At 67.5% G+C, this 21,030-nt stretch carries 23 protein-coding genes; 10 read left to right on the forward strand and 13 right to left on the reverse strand.

Features of this window, described 5'->3' with window-relative positions:
- Window positions 1-48: 48 nt before the first annotated feature.
- Together ACYAF3_RS13270 and ACYAF3_RS13275 are read left to right on the forward strand one after the other, a co-directional pair.
- Window positions 49-393: a hypothetical protein gene (locus tag ACYAF3_RS13270; protein ID WP_003084452.1), complete on the forward strand. Its 345-nt coding sequence runs from the start codon at window positions 49-51 to the stop codon at window positions 391-393.
- A gap of 269 nt (window positions 394-662) precedes the next feature.
- Entirely contained in the window at window positions 663-1,649 is a 987-nt protein-coding gene (locus ACYAF3_RS13275; protein WP_003118791.1) for a tetratricopeptide repeat protein, read from the forward strand.
- Between the two features lie 104 nt (window positions 1,650-1,753).
- Here ACYAF3_RS13275 and ggt read toward each other — a convergent pair whose 3' ends face one another.
- The 6 genes from ggt to ACYAF3_RS13305 all read right to left on the reverse strand — a co-directional run bounded on the left by ggt (window position 1,754) and on the right by ACYAF3_RS13305 (window position 8,302).
- Window positions 1,754-3,487, reverse strand: a complete 1,734-nt coding sequence (ggt, locus tag ACYAF3_RS13280; RefSeq protein WP_003118792.1) for a gamma-glutamyltransferase — start codon at window positions 3,485-3,487, stop codon at window positions 1,754-1,756.
- A 127-nt stretch (window positions 3,488-3,614) separates the two neighbouring features.
- Window positions 3,615-3,866 carry a YfhL family 4Fe-4S dicluster ferredoxin gene (locus ACYAF3_RS13285; RefSeq protein ID WP_003084462.1) on the reverse strand — a complete coding sequence of 84 codons (252 nt, stop codon included), beginning with the start codon at window positions 3,864-3,866 and terminating at the stop codon, window positions 3,615-3,617.
- Between the two features lie 120 nt (window positions 3,867-3,986).
- Window positions 3,987-4,466, reverse strand: coding sequence for a pantetheine-phosphate adenylyltransferase (gene coaD, locus ACYAF3_RS13290; protein ID WP_003084466.1), 480 nt, complete (start codon window positions 4,464-4,466; stop codon window positions 3,987-3,989).
- Window positions 4,467-4,617: 151 nt separating this feature from the next.
- On the reverse strand, window positions 4,618-6,213 hold the full coding sequence (locus tag ACYAF3_RS13295) for a GMC family oxidoreductase (RefSeq protein ID WP_003102870.1): 1,596 nt from the start codon (window positions 6,211-6,213) through the stop codon (window positions 4,618-4,620).
- Window positions 6,214-6,268: 55 nt separating this feature from the next.
- Window positions 6,269-6,817, reverse strand: coding sequence for a hypothetical protein (locus ACYAF3_RS13300; RefSeq protein ID WP_003084486.1), 549 nt, complete (start codon window positions 6,815-6,817; stop codon window positions 6,269-6,271).
- Between the two features lie 54 nt (window positions 6,818-6,871).
- Window positions 6,872-8,302, reverse strand: a complete 1,431-nt coding sequence (locus ACYAF3_RS13305) for a coniferyl aldehyde dehydrogenase (RefSeq protein ID WP_003102868.1) — start codon at window positions 8,300-8,302, stop codon at window positions 6,872-6,874.
- 288 nt (window positions 8,303-8,590) lie between these two features.
- Here ACYAF3_RS13305 and ACYAF3_RS13310 point away from each other — a divergent pair, with 288 nt between their 5' ends.
- Window positions 8,591-9,238, forward strand: coding sequence for a TetR/AcrR family transcriptional regulator (locus tag ACYAF3_RS13310; protein WP_003084488.1), 648 nt, complete (start codon window positions 8,591-8,593; stop codon window positions 9,236-9,238).
- On the opposite strand, the gene ACYAF3_RS13315 is transcribed toward ACYAF3_RS13310, so the two are convergent.
- The 6 genes from ACYAF3_RS13315 to ACYAF3_RS13340 all read right to left on the reverse strand — a co-directional run bounded on the left by ACYAF3_RS13315 (window position 9,223) and on the right by ACYAF3_RS13340 (window position 14,773).
- On the reverse strand, window positions 9,223-9,633 hold the full coding sequence (locus ACYAF3_RS13315) for a GNAT family N-acetyltransferase (RefSeq protein WP_003102866.1): 411 nt from the start codon (window positions 9,631-9,633) through the stop codon (window positions 9,223-9,225). The genes ACYAF3_RS13310 and ACYAF3_RS13315 overlap by 16 nt on opposite strands.
- A 62-nt stretch (window positions 9,634-9,695) precedes the next feature.
- Window positions 9,696-10,694, reverse strand: a complete 999-nt coding sequence (locus ACYAF3_RS13320) for a hydrolase (protein WP_003084490.1) — start codon at window positions 10,692-10,694, stop codon at window positions 9,696-9,698.
- Window positions 10,695-10,730: 36 nt separating this feature from the next.
- Complete coding sequence (locus tag ACYAF3_RS13325; RefSeq protein ID WP_003084491.1) at window positions 10,731-11,297, reverse strand: hypothetical protein; 567 nt, start codon at window positions 11,295-11,297, stop codon at window positions 10,731-10,733.
- Between the two features lie 2 nt (window positions 11,298-11,299).
- On the reverse strand, window positions 11,300-11,896 hold the full coding sequence (rsmD, locus tag ACYAF3_RS13330) for a 16S rRNA (guanine(966)-N(2))-methyltransferase RsmD (protein ID WP_003102864.1): 597 nt from the start codon (window positions 11,894-11,896) through the stop codon (window positions 11,300-11,302).
- Window positions 11,896-13,383: a M16 family metallopeptidase gene (locus tag ACYAF3_RS13335; protein WP_003459246.1), complete on the reverse strand. Its 1,488-nt coding sequence runs from the start codon at window positions 13,381-13,383 to the stop codon at window positions 11,896-11,898. The genes rsmD and ACYAF3_RS13335 overlap by 1 nt, the downstream gene beginning before the upstream one ends.
- Window positions 13,376-14,773, reverse strand: a complete 1,398-nt coding sequence (locus ACYAF3_RS13340) for a M16 family metallopeptidase (RefSeq protein WP_003084498.1) — start codon at window positions 14,771-14,773, stop codon at window positions 13,376-13,378. Before ACYAF3_RS13340 ends, ACYAF3_RS13335 begins: the two co-directional genes overlap by 8 nt.
- Before the next feature lie 120 nt (window positions 14,774-14,893).
- Here ACYAF3_RS13340 and ftsY point away from each other — a divergent pair, with 120 nt between their 5' ends.
- The 5 genes from ftsY to ACYAF3_RS13365 all read left to right on the forward strand — a co-directional run bounded on the left by ftsY (window position 14,894) and on the right by ACYAF3_RS13365 (window position 19,559).
- Complete coding sequence (gene ftsY / locus ACYAF3_RS13345) at window positions 14,894-16,246, forward strand: signal recognition particle-docking protein FtsY (protein WP_128669577.1); 1,353 nt, start codon at window positions 14,894-14,896, stop codon at window positions 16,244-16,246.
- On the forward strand, window positions 16,243-16,914 hold the full coding sequence (gene ftsE, locus ACYAF3_RS13350) for a cell division ATP-binding protein FtsE (protein WP_003084505.1): 672 nt from the start codon (window positions 16,243-16,245) through the stop codon (window positions 16,912-16,914). Before ftsY ends, ftsE begins: the two co-directional genes overlap by 4 nt.
- Entirely contained in the window at window positions 16,914-17,921 is a 1,008-nt protein-coding gene (ftsX, locus tag ACYAF3_RS13355; protein WP_003084508.1) for a permease-like cell division protein FtsX, read from the forward strand. Before ftsE ends, ftsX begins: the two co-directional genes overlap by 1 nt.
- Before the next feature lie 113 nt (window positions 17,922-18,034).
- Window positions 18,035-18,889: an RNA polymerase sigma factor RpoH gene (gene rpoH / locus ACYAF3_RS13360; RefSeq protein WP_003084510.1), complete on the forward strand. Its 855-nt coding sequence runs from the start codon at window positions 18,035-18,037 to the stop codon at window positions 18,887-18,889.
- A gap of 64 nt (window positions 18,890-18,953) precedes the next feature.
- Complete coding sequence (locus tag ACYAF3_RS13365) at window positions 18,954-19,559, forward strand: hypothetical protein (protein ID WP_003084511.1); 606 nt, start codon at window positions 18,954-18,956, stop codon at window positions 19,557-19,559.
- A 4-nt stretch (window positions 19,560-19,563) separates the two neighbouring features.
- Here ACYAF3_RS13365 and mtgA read toward each other — a convergent pair whose 3' ends face one another.
- The gene (gene mtgA / locus ACYAF3_RS13370) at window positions 19,564-20,295 is read right to left on the reverse strand and encodes a monofunctional biosynthetic peptidoglycan transglycosylase (RefSeq protein WP_073658746.1); all 732 of its coding nucleotides are present in this window, start codon (window positions 20,293-20,295) and stop codon (window positions 19,564-19,566) included.
- 36 nt (window positions 20,296-20,331) lie between these two features.
- Between mtgA and ACYAF3_RS13375 the strand changes: the two genes are divergently transcribed.
- Window positions 20,332-20,709 carry a DUF423 domain-containing protein gene (locus ACYAF3_RS13375; protein WP_003084513.1) on the forward strand — a complete coding sequence of 126 codons (378 nt, stop codon included), beginning with the start codon at window positions 20,332-20,334 and terminating at the stop codon, window positions 20,707-20,709.
- A 102-nt stretch (window positions 20,710-20,811) separates the two neighbouring features.
- Window positions 20,812-21,012, forward strand: a complete 201-nt coding sequence (gene thiS, locus ACYAF3_RS13380) for a sulfur carrier protein ThiS (RefSeq protein WP_003084514.1) — start codon at window positions 20,812-20,814, stop codon at window positions 21,010-21,012.
- Window positions 21,013-21,030 lie beyond the last annotated feature (18 nt).

Genomic DNA, 21,030 nt, shown 5'->3' on the forward strand with positions numbered 1-21,030 from the left:
ATAGTTAGGCGATATCTGCCCAACCAAAAACCAGAAAGGACCGCCTCCATGAACCTGTTTCGCACCACCGCGCTCGTGCTGGCGCTGACCACCGGGCTCTCGTCCATGCCCGCGCTGGCGGATGCCGTGCAGGAAAACGCCAGCGGCGACCCGATGTACACCGTCGAAGCGCCCCCCGCGTACGCCATGATCGGCGATCTGCTCATCGCCCGTCCCTTCCTGATCGCCGCCACGGCCGTCGGGGCGGTGGCCTTCGTGGTCAGCCTGCCGTTCACCGCGGCCAGCGGCAGCGTCGGCAAGGCCGGCCAGGCGCTGGTGGTCGATCCGGGCAAGGAAGCCTTCGTCCGTTGCCTGGGCTGCACCACCAGCGGCTATAACCACGACGAAAGCTGAGTTTCCAACGGAATGAAAAAAAGCCGGTCATCGACCGGCTTTTTGTTTTCTCGATGCATTGCAGGGGGCACGGAGATTGGGCTAAGTCTTTTCTTCCGCCACGGCAGGCGGCAGCTATAGCGCCGTATCGGCCGATGACAGATGTTCCGCACGGACCGTTCGCGGCACTTGATCGGACTCTCCGATGGTGACAGTGTCCTGCTGACCAGCAAGGTCACAAGGTCGACCAGGGGTGGCCGACCGGCTCAACCAAGATAAGGATTTCGCATATGTTCAGTCAGTGGGTGTTCCTGTCCGTCCTTGCTCTTGCCGTACCCTCGTTCGCCTGGGCGGAGGATGCGGTGTCCGACCTCGCCAAGGAGCAGTCCAAGGCCGAGCAGGGCGACAAGCGCGGCGATGAACTGTTCGCCGAATTCACCCGCCTCCGCCAGGCCGCCGAGACGGGGGAGCCGCAGGCTCTGTTCGATTTCGGCGCCTACTTCTACCAGCAACAGAACTACGCCAGCGCGCGCGAATGGTGGGGCAAGGCGGCCGCTGCGGGGATGGTCCGCGCGCAGATCCAACTGGCCATGCTCTATCGCGATGGTGACGGCGGGCCACAGGACAAGACCGAGGCGGCACGCTGGTTCCGGAAGGCCGCGGAGCAGGGGGATGCCGCCGCCCAGAATGAAATGGGCGTTCTCTACTGGAGAGGCGAAGGGGTCGACCAGGACCGGGTGAAGGCCGGGACCTGGTTCGAACGCGCGGCGGCCAGCGGTAGCGAAGACGCCGAAACCAATCTGGGATGGTTCTACCTGGACGACTCGCAAGGCGTCTATTCCGCCACTTCAGACGAGGAAGCCGCCCTGCTGGACCGTTATGCCGGCAGCCGGGAAAAGGCCTTCCAGTGGTTCTGCAAGGCTGCGACCCAGGGAGATGCTCGTGCCCAGTTCAAGGTGGGCGAGGCCTACTGGAACGGTTCAGGTGCCGGGATGAACAAGCTGCAAGCACGGCTCTGGCTGGAAAAGGCCGCACAGCAGCAGGATGCGGATGCCATTGCCTGGCTGGAGAGCGCCGCGAACGCAGCCTGGTACACCCGCCTGGAAAACTGGATTCATGCTGCGCTGGATGGAGAGCTGTCCGGTGTCGCCGACTGCTCCGGTGCCGCCGATCGCCGGCACTCCGGCCGAGGCATGGAGGGCGCCCCGTCTGACCCGGAGGCGGTGGAAGCCAGTGCGGAGGATGCGCAGCAGGCGGTTGAAGCGGCGAGCCAGTGAGGCACGCCGCCTGGATTGCCAGCCGGACTCGTCGGCGAAATCCCTACGCGGCGCCTATCTGGGTGAGATCGTCGAACATTTTTTGAGCGCTGTCTCTCGTTTGTTCAGTGCGGCCGAGGCTGCGCTTGCGCCTCCAGGGACAGAGACGAGTAGCCGATCCCGCGCGGGTCGCTGGCGGCGTCGACGCGGCCGCTGCGCTTGTCCCAGTAGAGCACCTGCTGGTTGCCGTAGCTGCGCTCCAGGCGTTTGAGCTGATAGCCGCGCCGGCGCAGTTCGGCGGCCTCGGCATCGCTGAAGGCGCGCGGTTCGTACTCGACGACGTCCGGCTTGTACTGGTGGTGGTAGCGCGGCGCGGCGACCCATTGGCCGACCGGGCGGCCGTCGAAGTACTGCAGCATGGAGATCAGCACCATGCTCGGGATGCGGCTGCCGCCAGGGGTGCCGAAGGCGGCGAAGTCGGTCGGGCTTTCCAGGAAGCTCGGGCTCATGCTCGACAGCGGGCGCTTGCCGGCCGCCACCGCGTTCGCCTGGCTGCCGGCCAGGCCGTAGCTGTTGGCGCCCTGGGTGTCGGCGGCGAAATCGTCCATCTCGTTGTTCAGCACCACGCCGGTATCGGGAACGGTGAAGGCGGCGCCGAACGGCAGGTTCACCGAGAGGGTGGCGGCCACCGCGTTGCCCTGGGCATCGATCACCGCGAAGTGGGTGGTGTGGTCGCCTTCGCGCCAGGCCGGCGCCTCCGGCAGCGCCGAGCTGGGCGTGGCGCGGCGCGGGTCGATGCCGGCGGCAAGGCGCTTCAGGTAGTCCGGCGCCAGCAAACTGGGCAGCGGGTTGGCGACGAAGTCCGGGTCGCCGAGCAGGCCTCGATCGCGGTAGGCACGGCGCAGGACCTCCAGCACGTAATGGGCGCGCTGTACCGGCTCGGCCTTCTGCCACGGCAGCTGTTCCAGCATCTGCAGGCTCTGCGCCAGGGCGACGCCGCCGGCCGAGGGCGGCGGTGCGCTGATCAGTTCGCGGCCGTTGGCCAGCTTCACCTCCAGCGGGCGGCGTTCGATCACCCGGTAGTCGCGCAGGTCGGCCGCGCTCCAGATGCCGCCGCCGGCGCGGACCCCGGTGAGCAGCTTGTCCGCTGTCTCGCCTTCGTAGAAACCGATCCGCCCGTAGCGCCCGAGGCGTTCCAGGGTACGTGCCAGCTGCGGTTGGCGGAGCAGGTTCCATTCGTCGGGGATTCCGCCCTTGTCGAGGAAGATCCGCGCGGTTTCCGGGTCCTTGCGCATCGCTTCCAGGCGCATGGCGGCGCGGTCACGGTAGATCCGGTCGACGGATACGCCATCCACCGCCAGGCGGATCGCCGGCACCAGATTGTCGGCCAGGGGCTTGCGTCCGTAGCGGCTGCTCAATTCGACCAGCGCCGCCGGCAGGCCGGGGATCGCCGCCGCCAGCGGGCCGTCGACGGACAGCCTGGGGTCGACCTTGCCATTGCGCCGGTACATGTCGGCGTAGGCGGCCTTCGGCGCGCGCTCGCGGGCGTCGAGGAAGCGATAGGTCGGCTGCGCACCGGCCTGGCGCAGAAGGAAGAATCCACCGCCGCCGAGTCCCGAGCCGTAAGGCTCGGCTACCGCCAGGGCAGCGGCGATGGCCGCCGCAGCGTCGAAGGCGTTGCCGCCATTGGCCAGGGTTTCCAGGCCGGCGACGGTCGCGGCCGGATGTGGCGTGGCGACGGCGGCCTGCTGCGGTGCGTGGGCGTTGCCGCGAAAGCTGTCGGCATGCGCCGCGAGGCTGAGCAGGGACAGGCCGCAGGCGGCGACCAGGGTACGGACGGGCAGGTTCAGGAAGGACATGGCGGCTCACTGTTCAGCGGCGTTCGCGGGACGGGGCCGCGAACGCCTCAGACTGGATTGCCAAGGATAGCCAAAAGCGCGTCGGACGGGGCGCGAACCGTCCCTGAAGGACAGGCGCCGGCGGGGATCAGGCCTTGCCGGTGATCTTCCGGTATTTCTCCATCAACTGGTCCTTGCTCTCGACATTGGCGTCGTCAAGGGGAATGCAGTCCACCGGACAGACCTGCTGGCACTGCGGCTCGTCGTAGTGGCCAACGCACTCGGTGCAGAGATTGGGATCGATCACATAGATTTCTTCGCCTTGCGAGATCGCGCCGTTCGGGCATTCGGGTTCGCAGACGTCGCAATTGATGCAATCGTCAGTGATTTTCAGGGACATCTAACAACTCCAACCGCGACGGACAGCCACGGCATCGGTAACGGGAATAGCGGAATTGTGCCGCATCGGCGCCCGCAGTGCACGCGGGACGCCGACGGGAGGCCGGCGGAGAGACGCGGATCAGCGCTTGAAACGTTCCGCCAGGGCGTCTGCCACGGCCGGATGCACGAACTTGCTGATATCCCCGCCGAGAGCGGCGATTTCCCGGACCAGCGTCGAGGAAATGAAGGAATACTTCTCCGACGGGGTGAGGAACATGCTTTCCACGTCGGGGGCGAGCTGGCGGTTCATGTTGGCCAGCTGGAACTCGTACTCGAAGTCGGAAACCGCGCGCAGGCCGCGGAGGAAGACATTCGCCTTCTGCTCCTTGACGAAGTGCGCCAGCAGGGTGGAGAAGCCCACCACCTCGACGTTCGGCAGGTGCTTGGTGACCTCCTGGGCCAGCGCAACCCGCTGTTCCAGGCTGAACAGGGGGTTCTTCTTGGGGCTGGCGGCGACCGCGATGATCACATGGTCGAAAAGCCGTGAAGCACGTTCGATCAGATCGCCGTGACCCTTGGTGATGGGATCGAAGGTGCCTGGGTACAGCACTCGGTTCATCGCTACGTCCTGGCAGGGTTTCGTAAGGGAATCGGATGGTAGCGCAGGGATGCCCGTGCGGCCAAGACGCACGGGCCATCGGCCTTTAGCCCATAGGTCTGATGGCGCCGGGCCGGCTGCCGCGGCGCGCGGCCGGCCCGGCGGCGGCGGTTCAGGCCCTGGCCAGGCGTTCGGCCAGCGCGCTGGCCAGTTGCGCGGTAAGACCGTAGACCGAGAGCTGCGGGTTGGCGCCGATGCTGGTGGGGAACAGCGAGCCGTCGTGGATCGACAGGTTCCGCAGGTGGTGATGGCGGCCGAGGCTGTCGGCCACCGCCACGGCCGGGTCTTCGCCCATGGCGCAGCCGCCCATGACGTGGGCGCTGCCCAGGCGCGTGCGGTAGATCTCCAGGCGCAGGCCGTCGATGATCCCGCGCGCCTCCTGCAGGTTCTTCGCGCTACGCGCGTCGCTGTGCACCGGCCGCACTTCCCGGGCGCCGGCGGCGAACTGGATCTCCGCCATGGTATGGAAGGCACGGCGGATACCGTCCCAGGTGTAGTCGGTCATCCGGTAGTCGAGCACTGGGGTGTCGTCGCCGCGCAGGCCGACCGAGCCCTCCGCGCTGTCCGGGTGGAAGCCGTCGCGGAGCAGGGCGAGCATCATGTTGGTATGCGGTAGCTGTTCCATGCGCAGGGCGTTGTCGCTGCCGAAGCCGCCGAGCAGCACCGAGGCCAGCGACGGTTGCAGCGGCGGCACCTCCAGTTTGTAGGACATGCGTCCGGTGACACCGTCGTCCCATTGGAAATGGTCGGAGTAGATCGACTGCGGTGCGCCGTAGAAGGGGTTGATCACCCGGTCGAACAGCCCCGCGCTGAAATTCACCGTGTGCAGGAAGGTGCGCTTGCCGACCCGCTGGCTCGGATCAGGCGCCTTCGAGCGGAGAAGAATCGCCGGGGTGTTGATGCCGCCGCCGGAGAGCACGTAGTGCCTGGCCCGGACCCTGATCCGGCGGCCGTTGGGCGCCACGCAGCGCTCATCCATGCCCAGGCATTCGAGGCCCGTCACCTTGTCGCCGTCCAGCAGCAGCCGGTTGGCGCGCGCCAGGTAGAGCAGCTCGCCACCCTTGTCGAGGGTCGCCGGGATGGTGGTGACCAGCATCGACTGCTTGGCGTTGACCGGGCAGCCCATGCCGCAGTAGCCGAGGTTCCAGCAACCGAGGACGTTGCGCGGGATGACCTTCCAGTGATAGCCGAGCTTCTCGCAGCCCAGGCGGATCACGTCGTTGTTGGCATTCGGCGGCAGCGCCCAGGGCGCCACGTGCAGGCGCTGCTCCATTTTCTCGAACCAGGGCGCCATGTCCTCCGCGCTGTGGCCCTTGACCCCGTAGACCTGGGCCCAGTGCTGCAGGGTCGGTTCCGGGGTGCGGAAGCTGCTGGTCCAGTTGATCAGGGTGGTGCCGCCCACGGCGCGGCCCTGGAGGATGGTGATGGCGCCGTCCTTGCTCATCCGGCCGATGCCTTCCTGGTACAGCTCGGGGTAGGCGTCGGCCTCCTGCATCTTGAAATCGCTGCTGGTCTTCAGCGGGCCTTCTTCCACCAGCAGCACCTTCAGGCCGGCGGCGCTGAGGATTTCCGCGGTGGTGCCGCCGCCGGCGCCGGTGCCGACCACGACCACGTCGGCCTCCAGCTCCAGGTCGTCGTCCAGGCGCGAGCCGTTGTAGGTTTTCCAGCCGCGGGCGAGGCCCTCGGCGAACAGATCGGGTACAGGCATGAATGCACTCTCAGGCTAGGCGGCTTCGGGCTCTTCGTATTGTTCCGGGGGCGGCTCAAGCGATCTTCGGCGGTCCGGGGTAGCCACAATGGGCCCACGCCTCGGGGCGGGCGTACCAGGCCATCATCGCCAGTTGCATCAGCGAACTGTGGCCCATCCGCAACAGGCCGATGAAGCTGTTTTCCCAGCGCGAAAGGAATGCCCGCACGTCGTCGCCGCTGGCGTTCTCCCAACTGCCCCAGATACCGGTGAGCGGGCCACGGGTGAGCGGCAGGGCGAGCACGTCGAAGAGTTGCTGGGTGAGCTTGAACATCTCCGGGGAGAGCCGCGCCAGGTTGTGGTCGAGGCTCTGGATCGCGCCCTCCACGGCTTTCGGCATCTGCTCGGCGGAAACCGCGCCGAGCAGCATCACCGGCAGCAGCGCACGGAGGAACGGCAGGTCGGATTCGCGGACCTTTTCCAGGCCGCTCGCCGGTTTCTCCGCCGAACAGCCGGTGAGGCTGGCGGTGACGCCCGCGGTGGCGAGGAAGGCGCCGCCGATCAGGCCGACTTTCATCAGGCTGCGTCGGGACAGGCCGGCGCTTTCAAGGGTGGTGTCGCTCATTGTTGTTATGTCACCTGCAGCGTAGGAATGAGGGGGCGCCGCACGCGCCCCGGTTCAGCGCACGAACAGCTTGTAGACGAGCTTCTGGATCGACTTGCCGTAGGGGGGGTAGATCATTCGCGCGGCGTTGAAGCGCGGCTTGCTGAACACGCCCTTGGCCTTGCTGAAGGTGAGGAAGCCTTCGTGGCCATGGTAGTGGCCCATGCCGGAGGGACCGACGCCACCGAACGGGATGTCGTCCTGGGCGACATGCAGCAGGGTGTCGTTCAGACACACACCGCCTGAGTGGGTCTCGTGCAGCACGCGCTGCTGCTGCGCCTTGTCGTAGCCGAAGTAGTACAGGGCCAGCGGTCGCGGGCGCTGGTTGACGTAGGCCAGGGCGTCTTCCAGGCGCTCGTAGGGGATCACCGGCAGCAGCGGGCCGAAGATTTCCTCCTGCATCACTTTCATGTCGTCGCTGACGTTCAGCAGCAGCGTCTGCGGCAGGCGCCGTTGCTGGCCTTCGGCGAACAGCGGGACGAGGGTCGCGCCCTTCTCGCGGGCGTCGTCGAGATAGCCCCGGAGGCGGCCGAGCTGGCGCTCGTTGATGATCGCGGTGTAGTCGGGGTTGTCCGAAAGACGCGGGAAGAAGCCCTGGACCACCTCCTTGTACTGACTGACGAATTCCTCGACGCGCCGGCTCGGTACCAGCACGTAGTCGGGCGCGACGCAGGTCTGCCCGGCGTTGAGGCTCTTGCCGAAGGCGATCCGCTCGGCGGCGTCCTTCATCGGCACGCTGTCGGAGACGATCGCCGGCGACTTGCCGCCCAGCTCCAGGGTGACCGGGGTCAGGTTCTCGGCGGCGGCGCGCATCACGTGCTTGCCGACGCTGGTGGCGCCGGTGAACAGCAGGTGGTCGAACGGCAGCTTGGAAAAGGCCACGCCGACGTCTACCTCGCCTAGCACCACGGCGACCTGGTCCTCGGGGAAGATCCGCGCCAGCAGGTCCTTGAGCAGGCGCCCGGTGGCCGGGGTCGACTCGCTCATCTTGATCATCACCCGGTTGCCGGCGGCGAGGGCCCCGGTCAGCGGGCCGATGGAGAGGAACAGCGGATAGTTCCAAGGCACGATCACCCCGACCACGCCCAGCGGCTGGTACACCACCTGGGCCGAGGCCGGCTGGAATTGCAGGCCGACCGCGCGGCGCGCGGGCTTCATCCACTTCTTCACGCGCTTGGCGGCGTAGTGGATGCCGTGCAGGCTGGGCATGATCTCGGCGAGCAGGGTCTCGTCGGCGGAGCGCGCGCTGAAGTCCCGGTCGATGGCCTCGATCAGTGCCTGCTGTTCCTTGAACAGCAGGTCGCGCAGGGCCTTCAGCCACTGCACGCGCTGCGTGGCGTCGGGCATCGGCTGCGCCAGGTAGGCGGCGCGCTGGCGGGCGAAGAGGGCTTCGAGCTGGTTGATTTCCTGCTGGCTCTGCTGCAGGTAGGCGATATCGGCGACCATGGGCTGGCTCCTCGGCGAAGCGTGGGCGGCTGCGTGGCCGCGCGTCTGTCGTTATGGCGGACCTGGTTCGGTCCGATGAATTTCGCTGCGTCGCTGGATTTCTAGAGTAAATACTCTAAAGTGTCAAACAGCATGCCTGCCAGCCCGGCGCTTGCGTACCCAACGAAAGGCGGGCCGGTCGCCGGCCGCCACCCCGGGGGCTGACCCGGGCGGCCAGCTTTGTGTACCTTCTACGCTGTCACGGCGGGGCGCGCCCCGCACTGTTACCCGAACGAGCCCGTCGTCCCCATGGCACCACGCATCAAGACCCGCGATCGCATCGCCCAGGCCAGCCTGGAACTGTTCAACGCCCAGGGCGAGCGCAGCGTCACCACCAACCATATCGCCACCCACCTGGGTATATCGCCTGGGAACCTCTACTACCACTACCCGAACAAGCAGGCGATCATCGCCGAGCTGTTCGCCGAGTACGAAAGCCACGTCGAGAGCTTCCTGCGCCTGCCCGAAGGGCGGGGTCTGACGGTGGACGACAAGACCTTCTACCTGGAAGCGCTACTGGCCGCGATGTGGCGCTACCGCTTCCTCCATCGCGACCTCGAGCACCTGCTGGAAAGCGACCCGGAGCTGGCGGCGCGCTACCGCGCCTTCGCCCAGCGTTGCCTGGTCAACGCCAAGGCGATCTACCGGGGCTTCACCGAGGCCGGCATCCTGCGGATGAACGAGACCCAGCTGGAGGCCCTGACCCTCAACGCCTGGATCATCCTCACCTCCTGGGTGCGCTTCCTCTGCACCACCCTCGATCTCGACGGCGACCTCAGCGAGGCGCAACTGCGTCGCGGCATCTACCAGGTGCTGGCGCTGGAGAGCGGGCACATCGAGGCGCAGGCCCAGGATGCGGTGGACGGGATTTCCGAGCGGCTCTACGTGCCGCTCTGATCGCGCAGGGTTTTCTCCAGCACCTGCTGGATGTGGATGCCGTGGCGGCGGAAGAAGGCTTCGGTACCGAGGGTGGCGTCGGTGAACAGGTAGGCGCCGCGGTGATCCTCGGCGAAGCGCCGCAGCAGGGCTGCGCCGACGCCGCTGCTCTGTGCGCCGGGCAGCACGGCGATTTCCGCCAGCCAGACGCGAATCGGTGTTTCTTCCTCGGCGCGCAGCAGGCCGACCAGGCGGCCGTCGCGTTCGGCCAGCAGGGAATACCCGGAATGCTGGTACAGCGTGCGTAGCTCGGCAGGCGGCATGCGCCGGTCCCAGCCGACCGCCGCGTGGATCGCCAGGATCGCCTCGCAGTCGGCGTCGTCGAGCATCGGGTTGTGCCGCAGCGTCAGTTCCATTCGCCCCCCTTTTTCCTTCAGCCTGTTCCTATTCTGCCGCCCGTCGCCGGACGCCGGCCAGCTCAGTGCTGCCGCAGGCGGGCCTCCAGCCAGTCGGGGATGCGTCGTTCCAGGTAGTAGGTGGGCTGGCGCGGAGAGCCGTCGACGAAGCCGACGTGACCGCCGCGGGCGTGCAGCTCCAGCTCGGTGCAGGGTGCCAGTTCGCTGCGATCGGGCAGGCTGCGGGCGAACACGAAGGGGTCGTCGCTGGAATGGATGATCAGGCTCGGCGTGCGGATGTCCGGCAGGTAGTAGCGGCTGGACGCGCGCCGATAGTAATCCCTGGCGTCGGCGAAGCCGTGCAGCGGCGCGGTGACCCGGCCGTCGAAGTCCCAGAAGGTGCGCATGCCCTCCAGCGGACCGAGGCGTTGCAGGGCGGCCAGGCCTTCCGCCTGGCCCTGCTCGCCGAACAGCCGCTGCTTGTCCTGCACGTAGGCCAGCATGGCCTTCATGAAGTGCGCCTGGTAGACCCGGGAAAAGCCCAGGCCGATGCGGTCGGCGCACTCGTCCAGGCGGAACGGCACCGACACCGCGACGCCGCCGAGCAGCGGGCAGTCCCCAGCGGTTTCGCCCAGGTACTTGAGCAGCACGTTGCCGCCCAGCGAATAGCCGACCGCGTACAGCGGCGCTTGCGGGCGCCTGGCGCGCAGGTGCGCGACCACCTCGGCGAGGTCGTCGCTGACCCCGGAATGGTAGCCGCGCGGCAGGCGGTTCGGCTCCCCCGAGCAACCGCGCCAGTTCAGCGCCACGCTGGCCCAGCCGCGCTCCAGCAGGGCGCGCTGCAGACCGAGGATGTAGTGCGACGAGGATGACCCGGTGAGGCCGTGCAGCGCCAGCACCAGCGGGGTCTCGGCATCGTGCGGGCCGGCCCAGTCGAGGTCGATGAAGTCGCCATCGGCCAGCCACAGGCGTTCGCGCTGCCGTTCCAGGGTCGGCCCGCGGCGGAAGAACGGGCTCCACAGGGTCTGCAGGTGCGGATTGGGCAGCCACCAGGCGGGCTGGAAGGTCGGGGACGCGGTCATGCGCAGGTCATGGGCGGTGGTGGTGTGGCCACCAGCTTACCAGCCGAACTCGTCGGCGAGGTCCTCCGCCCGCTGGCGCGAACCGAGGATCGGTTGCAGTTCGTCGACGAGCTGCTGCCGATAGCGGGGCGCGACGCTGCAGTCGTCCAGCAGGATGTCCTCGCCGGCGCCGCTCCAGACCTCGCCGAAGCAGGCCAGGCTGGCCGCCATCTGCCACAGGTCGTCGAAGCACGGCGCCGGGTCCCAGCCCCTGCCGCCATGCAGGTCGAAGAGTATGCGCCCGCTGCCGGTCTCGAGGATGAACGGGTCGGCGCCCTGGTCGGCCACCACCAGCCAGTCGTCCTGCCAGCCCGACAGGCGCTCGCCGCTGATGCCGTGCCAGCGATAGCCGGCCTGGCGCTGCCAGAGGCGGGCCAGGGACGGCAGGAAAAATGGGTTGCCGGCACTCTCCAGGGTGCAGTCGAGTGGGCCGACCTCGCGGTAGAAACGCTCCAGCTCGGCGGGCAGGGCGATATCGCCCTGCCAGTCGGCGGCGGGTTGCGCCGCGCAAGGCTCGCCAAGCGCCAGCAGGCGTTGGCGAATGCTCGCGGAAGCCGGGCTCATCCTCAGGCTCCCCGCTGCCAGAGCGCGTAATGTACGTTGCCGGCTTTCTTTTCCCGGTGCAGCCGCCAGTTTCCGGGCAGGCCGAGGGACGAGGGGACGCTCTCGCTCTCGGTATAGATCCAGGCGTCGGGGTTCAGCCAGCCGCGGGTTTCGAGCAGGCGGCAGGCGTCCTGCAGCAGGTTCTGATGGAACGGCGGGTCGAGGAACACCAGGTCGAAGGCGCTCGGAGCCTGGTTTCCCAGGTAGCGCACGGCATCGCCGAGGACCAGTTGGGCGGTGCCGCACTTGAGCGCGTCGAGGTGGTTGCGCAGGGCCGCCACCGCTTCGCCGTTGGTATCCAGGGCCAGCCCTTCGCGGGCGCCGCGCGACAACGCCTCGAGGAACAGCGCGCCGCTGCCGGCGAAGGGATCGAGCACCCGTGCGCCTTCGACATAGGGTGCCAGCCAGTTGAACAGGGTCTCGCGGACCCGGTCCGGGGTCGGTCGCAGGCCGGGCCCGTCGGGAAAGACGAAACGCCGGCTGCGCCATTCGCCACCGATGATCCGCAGCTGTCCCTGGCCGCCGTGGCGGCCGGGGGCTTTCGCAGTAGGTTTGCTCATCAATGCTCCGGAACGCCGCTGGGTTGCTGGGCCGGCTTGGCGGTGGGTGGCGGCAAGGGTTTCTGCGGCACGCTCGGGCCGGCGCTGACGATGACGAAAGCGTCGGCGTCCAGGTGCTTGGCCATGGCGCTCCTGACCTGTTCGACGCTGAGTCCCTCGACCTGCTTGAGGAAGCTTTCCAGGTAGTCCAGCGGCAGGCCGTAGAAACCGATGGCGCCGAGCTGGCCGACGATGTCGGCGTTGCTCGCGGTGGACAGCGGGAAGCTGCCGGCCAGTTCGCGCTTGGCGTCGTCCAGTTCCTTCTGGGTCGGGCCGTTGGCCAGGTAGTCGCGGACGATGTCCTGGACCAGCTTCAGCGCCCCCTCGCTGAGTTCGGCGCGGGTCTGGAAGTTGATCATGAACGGACCGCGTGCCTGCATGGCGGTGAAGCCGGAATAGATGCCGTAGGTCAGGCCGCGCTTTTCTCGCACCTGGTCCATCAGGCGGGTGCCGAAGCCGCCGCCGCCGAGGATCTGGTTGCCCAGGTAGAGCGCCGCGTAGTCGGGATCCTGGCGGTCGATGCCAAGCTGGGCGAGCATCAGGTGGGTCTGCTCGGAGGGGAAGTCGATGTGCGTCAGGCCGGGCTTGGGCGTTTCCGGCTGGACGGTCTTGGCCAGCGCCGGGCCCTGGGGCAGCGCCTTGGAGACTTCCGCGGCGATCGCTTCGGCCTCCTGCCGCGAGAGGTCGCCGACCAGCGCGATGACCACGTTGCCGGCGGCGTAGGCCTTCTTGTGGAACGCCTGCAATTGTTCGCGGCTGATCGTTGGAACGGACTTTTCGTCGCCGTCGCTGGAGTGCGCGTAGGGATGCTCGCCATAGAGGCGCTTGAACAGCTCCAGGCCGGCCAGCTTGCCGGGGTTCTGCTTCTGGTACTCGAAACCGGCCAGGACCTGGTTCTTGATGCGTGCCAGAGCGTCCTCGGGGAAGGTCGGCTGGCCGATCACCTGTTCGAACAGCTTCAGCGCCTGGGTCCGCTTGTCGGCATCGGACAGGCTGCGCAGGCCGGCCACCGCCATGTCGCGGTAGGAGCCGTTGCTGAACGAGGCGCCGAGGTCCTCGAAGCCGGCGGCGATGGCAGTGGTGTCCTTGCCCGGCACGCCTTCGTTGAGCATGGCGTTGGTCAGCATCGACAGGCCGGGGGTGCCGGCGTCCTGGCTGCTGCCGGCGGCGAAGGTCAGGCGCAGGTCGAACATCGGCAGTTCATGGGCTTCGACGAACAGTACCTTGGCACCTTCGGCGGTCTTCCATTCCTGGATGTCCAGCTTGCGATGGACCGGCGCCTGCTTGGCGACGTCCTTCAGCGACTGCAACTGGTTTTCCTCGACCGCCGCGGCATGGGCCGCCGCCGGGGTCTGGGGGGGACGCGCGACGAAATAGGCCAGCGCGGCCAGCAACGCGATGACGATCAGGCCGAGCAGGCCATAACGCAGCCCTGTGCGCTCACTCATGACGGGCCTCCTTTTCCTCGGCCTTCACAGGCAGCACTTGCGCCAGGGTCAGGCGCGACGGGGTGAAATAGGTGCGGGCGGCTTTCTGGATATCGTCCGGAGTCACTGCCTTGAGGGCCTCCAGGTCCTGGTCGATCAGCTTCCAGGACAGGCCGACGCTTTCCAGCTGGCCGATGCTGCTGGCCTGGGCGGCGATGGAGTCCTTCTCGTAGACCATCCCGGCGATCATCTGCGCGCGCACGCGCTCGATCTCCGCGGCGCTGGGCGGGTTCTGCTTGAGGTCATCGAGCTGCTTCCACAGACCGGCCTCGACCTGCTCGAGGGTCTTGCCCTTCTGCACGTTCGGCGTGGCCGAGAGGACGAACAGGCTGTCGCCGCGGTTGAACGCGTCATAGTAGGTGGAGGCGCCGGCGACCAGCTCCTCGCCGCGCTCCAGGCGCGAGGCCAGGCGGGCGCTGTAGCCGCCATCGAGCAGCGCGCCGATCAGGCGCAGGGCGTTGACTTCGCGAGGGTTCTCGCTGCTGCCCAGGCTGGGCACGTTGAAGCCCATGATCAGGTTCGGCAGCTGGGTGCGTACGTACAGCTTGAGCCGGCGCTCGCCGGGCTCGGCCAGTTCCAGCGGCTTGCGCGCCGGCGGCAGCTGGCGCCAGGGGATCTCGCCGAAGTAGCGCTTGGCGAGGGTCTTGACCTCGTCGGCGGTGACGTCGCCGACCACTACCAGGGTGGCGTTGTTCGGCGCGTACCAGGATTCGTACCAGTGGCGCAGGTCGTCGATGGTCATGCGCTGCAGGTCGGCCATCCAGCCGATGGTCGGGGTGTGGTAGCCGCTGGCCGGGTAGGCGGCGGCCTTGAAGCGCTCGAAGGCGAGGGCGTTGGGATTGTCGTCGGTGCGCAGGCGGCGCTCCTCCTTGATCACCTCGATCTCGCTCTTGAACTGGTCGGCCGGCAGGCTCAGGTGGGCCATGCGGTCGGCTTCCATCTCCAGCGCCACCGGCAGGCGGTCGCGGGCCAGGACCTGGTAATAGGCGGTGTAGTCGTCGGTGGTGAAGGCGTTCTCTTCCGCACCCAGGTCGCGCAGCACCCGCGAGGCTTCGCCCGGGCCGAGCTTGCGGCTGCCCTTGAACATCATGTGTTCGAGGGCGTGGGACAGGCCGGTGAGCCCGGGTGTCTCGTAGCTGGAGCCGATCCTGTACCAGAGCTGGGAAACCACCACCGGGGCGCGGTGGTCTTCACGCACTATGACCTTCAGGCCGTTGTCGAGGCTGAACTCGTGGGTGGGCTGGGTTTCCGCCGCCTGGGCGAAAAGCGGGAGACAAAGGCTGGCTAGGAGCAGGCCGACGCGGCGGCGAGCTGGGGTTTTCATGGTGATCTGGACCTTTCGTGCCGCCACCGGGGTCTCAGGTCACTGCGGGGCAGGACCCTTAGCCCCGTCGGGCGAGGAGATGCTAGGATACCCATCCGTTTTCCGGGCGGCCACGTCCCGTGCCGCTCCCTTGAGATACAAGCATTCATGTTTGGTTCCAACGACGACAAGAAGGCCCCGCAGGGCGGGGAAAAGAAAGGTCTGTTCGGCTGGTGGCGGAAAAAGCCGCAAGCCGGCGAGCAGCCTGCCGATCAGCCTGTCGAGCCGGTCTCCGAGACAGCGGCCGCCGAGCAGCGCGCGCCTGCCGATGACGTGGCGCAATCCCTGACAGAACAGCCAGGTCGGCAGCAGCCCTCTGCTGCCGAGCCGGCCGAGCCGGCGCCGGTTGCCGAAGCACCGCTCGCCAGTGACCAGCCAGCGTCGGCCGAGGAGCATTCGCCCCGGCCCGAGGCGCCCGTCGCGCAACCCGAGCCTATCCTGGCTGCCGAGCCCGAGCCCGAGCCCGAGCCCGAGCCCGAGCCCGTTGCGCCGCTGGCCGCCGCTCCGGCAGTCAGCGAGCCGGCGACCAGGCCGGGCTTCTTCGCCCGCCTCCGGCAGGGACTGTCCAAGACCAGCGCCAGCATCGGCGAAGGCATGGCCAGCCTGTTCCTCGGCCGCAAGGAAATCGACGACGACCTGCTCGACGACATCGAGACGCGCCTGCTGACCGCCGACGTCGGCGTCGAGGCCACCACCCTGATCGTGCAGAACCTGACCAAGCGCGTGGCGCGCAAGGAGCTGGCCGACAGCGGCGCGCTGTACAAGGCGCTGCAGGAAGAGCTGGCCAGCCTGCTGCGCCCGGTGGAGCAGCCGTTGCAGGTCGACGTCGCGCGCGAGCCCTATGTGATCCTGGTGGTCGGGGTGAACGGCGTGGGCAAGACCACCACCATCGGCAAGCTGGCGAAGAAGCTGCAACTCGAGGGCAAGAAGGTCATGCTGGCCGCCGGCGACACCTTCCGCGCCGCCGCCGTGGAGCAGTTGCAGGTCTGGGGCGAGCGCAACCGCATCCCGGTGATCGCCCAGCACACCGGCGCCGACTCCGCCTCGGTGATCTTCGACGCGGTGCAGGCCGCCAAGGCCCGCGGCATCGACGTGCTGATCGCCGATACCGCCGGACGCCTGCATACCAAGGACAACCTGATGGAGGAGCTGAAGAAGGTGCGCCGGGTGATCGGCAAGCTGGACGAGACGGCGCCCCATGAGGTCCTGCTGGTGCTCGACGCCGGCACCGGGCAGAACGCCATCAACCAGGCCAAGCAGTTCAACCTCGCGGTGGAGCTGACCGGCCTGGCCCTGACCAAACTGGACGGCACCGCCAAGGGCGGGGTGATCTTCGCCCTGGCCAAGCAGTTCGGCCTGCCGATCCGCTATATCGGTGTCGGCGAGGGGATCGACGATCTCCGTACCTTCGAGGCCGACGCCTTCGTCCAGGCACTCTTCGCAGAGCGGGAGAACGCATGATCCGCTTCGAGCAGGTCGGCAAACGCTATCCCAACGGCCACGTAGGCCTGCACGAGGTGTCCTTCCGCGTGCACCGTGGCGAGATCCTCTTCGTCACCGGCCACTCCGGCGCCGGCAAGAGCACCCTGCTGCGCCTCATCCTAGCGATGGAGCGACCGACCAGCGGCAAGCTGTTGCTCGGCGGCCAGGACCTGGGGCGCATCACTACCGCGCAGATCCCTTTCCTGCGCCGGCAGATCGGCGTGGTGTTCCAGAACCACCAACTGCTCACCGATCGTACGGTGGCGGACAACATCGCCCTGCCGCTGCAGATCCTCGGCATGCCCAAGCCGGAGATCGCCAAGCGCGTGGCCTCGGCCCTGGAGCGGGTGAACCTGAAGGAAAAGGGCGAGGCGTTGCCTTCCGACCTTTCCACCGGCCAGCAGCAGCGGGTCGGCATTGCCCGCGCCATCGTCCACCAGCCGGCCCTGCTGCTGGCGGACGAACCCACCGGCAACCTCGACCCGCGACTCGCCTCGGAAATCATGGGCGTGTTCGAGGATATCAATCGCCTGGGCACCACCGTACTGATCGCCAGCCACGACCTGGCCCTGATCGCCCGTATGCGCCATCGCATGCTGACCCTGCAGCGTGGCCGGATCATCGCTGACCGTGAGGATGAGGCCTGATGAGCGCCAACGATCTTCCCCGTGGCCCCGAAGAGGGCGCACCGGAACGCAAGACCCGCGAGAAACCGAGCCAGGAGCAGACCGACTGGAGCGGCTCGTTCAGCGCCTACCTGGAAAGCCATCGCGCCAGCCTGGTGGACAGCCTGCGCCGGTTGTTCGGCCACCCGTTCGGCAGCTTCTTCACCTGCCTGGTGATGGGTATCACCCTGAGCCTGCCGATGGGCCTCTCGCTGCTGCTGAACAATGTCGAACGGCTCGGCGGCTCCTGGCAGCGGGCGGCGCAGATCTCCCTGTTCCTCGACCTGAAGACCAGCGAAAACCAGGGCCAGGACCTGCGCGAGCAGATCGAGCGCCTGCCGGACGTGATCGAGGCCCAATTGATCAGCCGCGAGCAGGCGCTCAGCGAATTGCAGGAACAGTCCGGCCTGGGCGAAGCGCTCAAGGAGCTGCCGGAGAACCCGCTGCCGCCGGTGATCTCGGTCACGCCCAAGCAGATCGACCGGGCTGGCCTGGAGGCACTGCGCCAGCAGCTCGCGGAGCTGCCTCATGTGCAGCAGGCGCAGCTCGACCTGGTATGGGTCGAGCGCCTGAGCGCGATCCTCAAGCTCGGCGAACGCTTCGTCTTCGGCCTGACCATCCTGCTGGTGCTGACCCTCTTGCTGGTGGTGGGCAACACCATCCGCCTGCACATCGAAAATCGCCGTAACGAAATCGAGGTGATCAAGCTGGTCGGCGGGACGGACGGTTACGTGCGCCGGCCATTCCTGTACATGGGCGCGTTGTACGGCCTGGGCGCGGGCATCCTGTCCTGGGCGCTGCTGGCCTATTCGCTGAACTGGCTGAACGGTTCGGTGGTCAACCTTTCAGGGCTGTACGGCAGCGACTTCGGCTTGCAGGGCGTGCCGCTGGACGACGGCCTGTCGCTGACCGTGGGCGCGGTGCTGCTTGGCTGGGTCGGCGCCTGGCTGGCCGTGGCCCGCCACCTGCGCGAGCTGGCGCCGCGCTGAGGACAGGCGGATCACGACCGGCCAGCGGGTCGCTGTAAAGGAACTTATACACCCGCTTGCAGTCAGATATCCGAGTGCTACACTGCGCGAGTTTCGTGAATCGGAGGATTCGCATGACCACTTCTTTGCAACCTGTACATGCCTTGGTTCCAGGCGCAAACCTGGAAGCCTACGTGCACTCGGTGAACAGCATTCCGCTGTTGTCGCCGGAACAGGAGCGTGAACTGGCCGAACGCCTCTTCTATCAGCAAGACCTGGAAGCGGCGCGGCAGATGGTGTTGGCGCACCTGCGCTTCGTTGTTCATATCGCCAAGAGTTATTCGGGGTACGGCCTGGCCCAGGCCGACCTGATCCAGGAAGGCAACGTCGGCCTGATGAAGGCCGTGAAGCGTTTCAACCCGGAAATGGGCGTTCGCCTGGTGTCCTTCGCCGTGCACTGGATCAAGGCGGAGATCCACGAGTTCATCCTGCGCAACTGGCGGATCGTCAAGGTCGCCACCACCAAGGCGCAGCGCAAGCTGTTCTTCAACCTGCGCAGCCAGAAGAAGCGCCTGGCCTGGTTGAACAACGAGGAAGTCCATCGCGTCGCCGAGAGCCTGGGGGTCGAGCCCCGCGAAGTGCGCGAGATGGAAAGCCGCCTGACCGGCCAGGACATGGCGTTCGACCCGGCCGCCGACGCGGACGACGAGAGCGCCTACCAGTCGCCGGCGCATTACCTCGAAGACCACCGCTACGACCCGGCGCGCCAGTTGGAAGACGCCGACTGGAGCGACAGCTCCAGCGCCAACCTGCACGAGGCGCTGGAAGGCCTCGACGAGCGCAGCCGCGACATTCTCCAGCAGCGCTGGCTGTCCGAGGAGAAGGCCACGCTGCACGACCTGGCGGAAAAGTACAACGTTTCCGCCGAGCGTATCCGGCAGCTGGAAAAGAACGCCATGAGCAAGCTGAAAGGGCGGATTCTCGCCTGATCGCCGCGCCTCGCGAAAACCGCACCCCGCAAGGGTGCGGTTTTTTTCTGCCCGGAGGAATCCCATGCCGCGCAATACCCGCTGGCTGTTCTACCTGTCGCTGGCGGTCCTGACCTTCGTCGTCGGCGCCTGGCTGGTCCGTACGCCGGAACCGGCACGGCCGTTGCCGTGGCTGGCCGACTGGCAGGAGCAGGTGCTGGCGCCGTTGGCGGACAACGCCTTGACCCTGCGCCAGCTGCACGACGCGGTGGATGGCGAGTTGTGGGTGGACCCGCGCCTGGATGGCGTGCGCCTGGCCTTCCGTGGCCGCCTGCTGGGCGACGGCGGCCCCTGGCAGGTGGAAGGCGAGCTGGGCCTGAGCGCCGAGGAGCAACTGAGCCTGCAGCGGGCATCTGCGTTGCAGCCTGGCAGCGCGCCGCAGCCATTGAGCGCCGGATTGGAAGGACAGTTGGGCGACAAGCCGATCGTGGCGCTGAGCATGATTCCCGAAGGCAGGGTCGGTGCCGAGCGGCTGCTGGCCAGTCTCGGCCAGCCGCGCCTGCGCCTGCAACTGGCCCAGGGCGAGGCCTGGGTCTATCCGCAACTGGGCCTGACCGCGCACCTGCCGGACGACGACTTGCGACTGATGCTCGCGGTGCCGCGCCAGGCCCTGGAAAAACCGCCGCGTTGAGCTTTCAGCGCTCCAGGCGCAGCAGGTAGTCGTCGCCGCCCAACTGCCACATCTGCTGGCGAATCCAGGCCGCGCGCTGGCGTACGTAGGGGCCCGGCCTGGCCGCGCTCCATTTCAGCGGGCTGGGCAGCACCGCGGCGAGCTGGCTGGCCTGGGTGCGGCTCAGGCGCTCGGCGTCGAGGCCGAAGTGATAGCGTGCCGCAGCCTGCGCGCCGAAGACGCCCGGGCCCCATTCGGCGCTGTTCAGGTAGACCTCGAGAATCCGTTGCTTGGTCCAGAGCGTCTCGATCAGCAGGGTGAACCAGGCCTCCAGGCCCTTGCGCAGCCAACTGCGCCCGGACCAGAGGAAGACGTTCTTCGCCACCTGCTGGCTGAGCGTACTGGCGCCGCGGATACTGCCGCCGCGCTCGTTGTGCGCGAGGGCCTGCTGGATGGCCGGCAGGTCGAAGCCGTGGTGCTCGGCGAAGTGCTGGTCCTCGCCGGCGATCACCGCGACCTTCAGGCTGTCCGGCAACTGCTCCCAGGAGCGCCAGTCGCGCTGCAGGTCGATGGGCTGGCCGTCGACCCAGGAGCCGACCTTGCGTTCGACCATGACCATGGTCCCCGGTGGCGGCACCCAGCGCAGGACCGCGACCAGCACGACGCTGGAGGCCATGAACCAGAGCAGGTACTTGAACAGGCGGCGGAACAGGGATCGCAACATGCGCGGCTTGGCTTGGAAGAAGGGGGCGGCCATTATAGCGGGCTGGATGCTATCACCGGAGTCTTGTCCATGCTTCGTCCCTTCCTGTTGTTGGCGGCATTTTTCGGTTTCACCGGCGTGGCCCTCGGGGCGTTCGCCGCCCACGGCCTGAAGAAGCAGCTGAGCGCCGAGTACCTGGCGGTATTCCAGACCGGCGTGCACTACCAGTTGATCCATGCCCTGGCGCTGTTCGGCGTGGCGCTGCTCGCCACCCGCCTGGACGGCCGCCTGGTGAGCGCGGCGGGTGGCCTGTTCACGCTGGGCATCCTGCTGTTCTCCGGCAGCCTCTACCTGCTGACCCTCAGTGGCATCGGCAAGCTCGGCATCGTCACCCCGTTCGGCGGCGTCTCCTTCCTCGCCGGCTGGCTGTGCCTGGGGCTGGCCGCCTGGCGCCTGGGCAACGCCTGAGACCGGTTGCCTCAGGCGGCGCACTTGTCGACAAGGCGCCTTGGTCATCGGGGTGGATCGGGCTAGAATGCCGCTCCCTTTCACTTTCGTGACCGTCCAGCCATGCAGATTCAACTGAACGGCGAGCCCTTCGAGCTGCCCGACGCGCAGAGCGTCGCGGACCTGCTGGCCCGCTTGGAGCTTGGCGGCCGCCGCGTGGCCGTCGAGCTGAACCTGGATATCGTGCCGCGCAGCCAGCACGCCAGCACCGCGCTCAAGGATGGCGACCGCGTGGAGATCGTCCACGCCATCGGCGGCGGCTAGGCCTGGCCCCCGAACCCT

It is taken from the genome of Pseudomonas sp. TZ252, from assembly GCF_056110345.1.

Coding starts and splice junctions, on each gene's coding strand:
- ACYAF3_RS13270 (WP_003084452.1), top strand. CDS start 49: ATGAACCTGTTTCGCACCACCGCGCTCGTGCTGGCGCTGACCACCGGG.
- ACYAF3_RS13275 (WP_003118791.1), top strand. CDS start 663: ATGTTCAGTCAGTGGGTGTTCCTGTCCGTCCTTGCTCTTGCCGTACCC.
- ggt (WP_003118792.1), bottom strand. CDS start 3,487: ATGTCCTTCCTGAACCTGCCCGTCCGTACCCTGGTCGCCGCCTGCGGC.
- ACYAF3_RS13285 (WP_003084462.1), bottom strand. CDS start 3,866: ATGTCCCTGAAAATCACTGACGATTGCATCAATTGCGACGTCTGCGAA.
- coaD (WP_003084466.1), bottom strand. CDS start 4,466: ATGAACCGAGTGCTGTACCCAGGCACCTTCGATCCCATCACCAAGGGT.
- ACYAF3_RS13295 (WP_003102870.1), bottom strand. CDS start 6,213: ATGCCTGTACCCGATCTGTTCGCCGAGGGCCTCGCCCGCGGCTGGAAA.
- ACYAF3_RS13300 (WP_003084486.1), bottom strand. CDS start 6,817: ATGAGCGACACCACCCTTGAAAGCGCCGGCCTGTCCCGACGCAGCCTG.
- ACYAF3_RS13305 (WP_003102868.1), bottom strand. CDS start 8,302: ATGGTCGCCGATATCGCCTACCTGCAGCAGAGCCAGCAGGAAATCAAC.
- ACYAF3_RS13310 (WP_003084488.1), top strand. CDS start 8,591: ATGGCACCACGCATCAAGACCCGCGATCGCATCGCCCAGGCCAGCCTG.
- ACYAF3_RS13315 (WP_003102866.1), bottom strand. CDS start 9,633: ATGGAACTGACGCTGCGGCACAACCCGATGCTCGACGACGCCGACTGC.
- ACYAF3_RS13320 (WP_003084490.1), bottom strand. CDS start 10,694: ATGACCGCGTCCCCGACCTTCCAGCCCGCCTGGTGGCTGCCCAATCCG.
- ACYAF3_RS13325 (WP_003084491.1), bottom strand. CDS start 11,297: ATGAGCCCGGCTTCCGCGAGCATTCGCCAACGCCTGCTGGCGCTTGGC.
- rsmD (WP_003102864.1), bottom strand. CDS start 11,896: ATGAGCAAACCTACTGCGAAAGCCCCCGGCCGCCACGGCGGCCAGGGA.
- ACYAF3_RS13335 (WP_003459246.1), bottom strand. CDS start 13,383: ATGAGTGAGCGCACAGGGCTGCGTTATGGCCTGCTCGGCCTGATCGTC.
- ftsY (WP_128669577.1), top strand. CDS start 14,894: ATGTTTGGTTCCAACGACGACAAGAAGGCCCCGCAGGGCGGGGAAAAG.
- ftsE (WP_003084505.1), top strand. CDS start 16,243: ATGATCCGCTTCGAGCAGGTCGGCAAACGCTATCCCAACGGCCACGTA.
- ftsX (WP_003084508.1), top strand. CDS start 16,914: ATGAGCGCCAACGATCTTCCCCGTGGCCCCGAAGAGGGCGCACCGGAA.
- rpoH (WP_003084510.1), top strand. CDS start 18,035: ATGACCACTTCTTTGCAACCTGTACATGCCTTGGTTCCAGGCGCAAAC.
- ACYAF3_RS13365 (WP_003084511.1), top strand. CDS start 18,954: ATGCCGCGCAATACCCGCTGGCTGTTCTACCTGTCGCTGGCGGTCCTG.
- mtgA (WP_073658746.1), bottom strand. CDS start 20,295: ATGGCCGCCCCCTTCTTCCAAGCCAAGCCGCGCATGTTGCGATCCCTG.
- ACYAF3_RS13375 (WP_003084513.1), top strand. CDS start 20,332: ATGCTTCGTCCCTTCCTGTTGTTGGCGGCATTTTTCGGTTTCACCGGC.
- thiS (WP_003084514.1), top strand. CDS start 20,812: ATGCAGATTCAACTGAACGGCGAGCCCTTCGAGCTGCCCGACGCGCAG.